2 protein-coding genes and 2 pseudogenes are annotated in these 3,130 nt (G+C 55.1%); 2 read left to right on the top strand and 2 right to left on the bottom strand.

Translation table 11 applies throughout. From position 1 onward, the window contains the following. Positions 1–818: LysR family transcriptional regulator (locus AC1DVH_RS28590; protein WP_477756608.1), on the bottom strand; the 818-nt coding region annotated here is incomplete at its 3' end. A 109-nt stretch (positions 819–927) separates the two neighbouring features. On the opposite strand from AC1DVH_RS28590, the gene AC1DVH_RS28585 reads away from it, so the two are divergent. Both AC1DVH_RS28585 and AC1DVH_RS28580 read left to right on the top strand, forming a co-directional pair. Next, positions 928–2,187 carry an SGNH/GDSL hydrolase family protein gene (locus AC1DVH_RS28585; RefSeq protein ID WP_477756607.1) on the top strand — a complete coding sequence of 420 codons (1,260 nt, stop codon included), beginning with the start codon at positions 928–930 and terminating at the stop codon, positions 2,185–2,187. Between the two features lie 88 nt (positions 2,188–2,275). Next, positions 2,276–2,416 (top strand): annotated as a pseudogene (locus AC1DVH_RS28580) (aldehyde dehydrogenase family protein); the annotation flags it as partial. Positions 2,417–2,967: 551 nt separating this feature from the next. Here AC1DVH_RS28580 and AC1DVH_RS28575 read toward each other — a convergent pair. Next, a pseudogene (locus tag AC1DVH_RS28575) lies at positions 2,968–3,130 on the bottom strand (tyrosine-type recombinase/integrase); the annotation flags it as partial.

The raw sequence follows: 3,130 nt of genomic DNA, 5'->3' as shown, positions 1-3,130 counted from the left end.
GGATAGATCAGAAAAGCGTCGTTTGGCGGGCCGCTCCACTCAGGCAGAACACGCACCAACTGCCCTGATTCAAGCAGGTCGCTGACAAGCCAGGCCGGGGTGATACAAAGCCCGGCGCCCTGTAGAAGACCGTCGCGAATGGCCAATGAGCTGTTGGTTCGATAGCGCCCCTGAGTCGTGACGCTTACCTGCTCCCCAAGGGGGCCACTGAGCTCCAGACGATCGCCTGCGGTCAACCACGCAAACCGCAGGAAATTGTGTTCACTCAGGTCGGCCGGGCTTTTCAACGGGGAATGGGGACGCAGGTATTCAGGTGCGGCCACCAGATATCGCGGTGAGGTCGCTATGTGTCGGGCGACGGCGTTCGGTGGCAATGTGCCCCCCAAGCGTAGAGCCAGGTCGACATTTTCCTCAGTGAGGTCGACGAAACGATCATTGAGGATCAGCTCCACTTCAATGGCCGGGTACTCCTCCATGAACGACAATAGCAACCCATTCAAACGCAACACCCCCAGGCTGACTGGAACGTTGATGCGTAGAAACCCCTCGGGGCGTTCGGTCAGACCGCGCACCTCTGCAACAGCTTCGCTGTACTCCTCCAGCACGCCTTTGGCACGCTCGTAGAAACGCTTTCCCGGTTCGGTAGGTGTCARCCCGTTAGTGCCACGAATCAGCAGGCGGGCTCCCAATTGCTTCTCCAGGGCGGCGATCAGCTTGCTGACCGTGGGCTGAGTGCTGCCCGACTCACGCGCGGCAGATGACAGGCTTCCAAGCTCGACGGCGCGTACGAAACACTGCATCGCTTTAAGATTGTCCATGGGTATTCGATTCAGGAATGGGCTGTATGGGATTTCCCCTTCTACCACACCCATTTTGAATAGAGCAATCTGGCCTTCCTGAACCATTACCGCCCAAGGACATACCTGGATGAAGGCCTTTCACTCTAGAATACCGTTGCCTCTCGCTTTGACTGCCCTGCTTGCCGCAAGCCCTGTCATGGCAGCGGAAAACTGGGTCACCACCTGGATGGCCAGCCCTCAACCCACCTGGGGCAATGAGTTGCCGCTGCCCACGCGAACTCCTGAAACACTGACTGACAGCACGATCCACCAAAAAGTGCGCATCAGTAGCGGCGGTAGTCGGGTACGCGTGGTGGTTTCTAATGAATATGGCAAGCAACCGCTGGTCATCGGTGCCGCGCGTGTCGCCATTGTAGAAGGTGTCGATCACATTCGCGCGGGCTCCGGGCACACCCTGACGTTCAGCGATCAGGAGCAGGTCATCATCGCTGCGGGCGAAACGCGGATCAGTGACCCGATAGAACTGGCAGTGCCGGTACTCGCTGAGCTTGCAATCTCTCTTTATCTGCCACAGCGCACGCCGTTGACGACCTTCCACTGGGATGGCAAGCAAACGGCATTCATCACACCAGGAAAACAGCTCGACGCTCAGCGGCTGGAAGGCCGCGAGCACGTGGAGGCGCGGCTGTTTCTCAGTGACATTCTGGTGGATGCACCGCTCGACACCCATGCACTTGTGGTGCTCGGCGACTCCATTACCGATGGCAACGGCTCGACTTTGGACAGCAATCGACGCTGGCCGGACTTCCTCGCGCAGCGCTTGACCACACAGAAGCTCGTTGTACTCAATGCCGGCATCTCCGGGGCTCGCCTGCTCGAGGATGGCATGGGGGTCAGCGCGTTGGCACGTTTCGAGCGGGATGTGCTGGCCAAACCCGGGGTAAAAACGGTGATTCTGATGCTCGGTATCAATGACATCAGTTGGCCGGGCAGTTCCTTCGAACCTAACAGGCTCGTGCCGCCCAAGGCAAAATTGATTGCTGGCTATCGTCAACTGATCGATCAAGCACGCCTAAACAACATTCGCATCATTGGAACAACGCTGATGCCCTTCGAAGGCGCCCTGGATGGAACGATCGTGAAGAATTATCACAGCGCGGAAAAAGAACAACTGCGCCAGACAGTCAACCACTGGATACGAACCAGTCACGCCTTCGACGCAGTGATCGACTTCGATCTGTTGACCCGCGATCCTGAACACCCCACTCGCCTACTGCCGCTGATTGATTCGGGAGACCACCTGCATCCCGGCGATGCTGGCAACAAGACGATGGCGGAGAGTGTCGATCTGAAAAATGCTTTTCTAGTACCTCAGCCCAACCAGTGAAAGGTTGATATGGGTCTTAAATAGCCCTGAGCTCGAGAAGTAATTTAGGGGCTTGGCGGATTACGACGAAGCCCTCGCAACTCATGCACTAAATGTGGGAACAGTCTCAGTCAATGCCATGGATGCTCTGGACGTTGCTGTTCCATTCGGTGGTGGCAAGCAGTCTGGGTTTGGTCGAGATCTTTCGCTACACTCTTTCGACAAGTACACCCAACTTAAAACCACATGATTCCAACTGCGTTAAATTAAAATCATAGCCGGTCGCGCATCCACACAATGCGCGACCACTGATGATAAAGCCCCTACATCAGTAAAATATCGACGCTGCAGGCCATATTGAGTCAATTGAAAAAAGCAGCCAGGTAAGCTCTATAAATCTTTTTACTCAACGACTGCACTCCGAGCTCTTAAATCGAAAAATAGATTGCCCCCCCAACAATGCGACCAGATCAAGCGGGTTATTCAATGGTAGAAGCAGCATATCGTGATCATTAGCCCGTAGAAATCAGATGCWGACCGTCAYTTTTCGAGTTTCTCCCGATGCCTCAGGTGGCATGTGAAGTCCAGCCCTCCAGTGGCAACTCGAAGAACAACAAACGYCCATCAGAAGCACTCAACTGTAACGGTAACATCCTTTGCCACCGCTCGAAGTTAACACCTCAGCTTGAGCCCAGAGCACTGCACACGAACCCCGTGGTCACGTCGAAATTATCCGGAGTGAGGACATCAATTGGCGAACGACCTTTTAATCGCTACCCCAACGAAGCATAACTGGCACGCCTACTTCATTGCGCCACGTTTTACTTTTAACCGAGTGACATTCTCGCCGGCCTGATTCGCAAACTCGTGATGGGTGACATGCTCCTGAAGATTGGCCTCAAGGTACCGGCTCCACCAGTTCATGATCAGCCTGCGCTCTTCAATGAACTCTGCCTTGTGAATG

The sequence above is a fragment of the Pseudomonas sp. P4_C3 genome (genome assembly GCF_056402075.1).
This window is presented reverse-complemented; position numbering and strand designations above follow the sequence as displayed.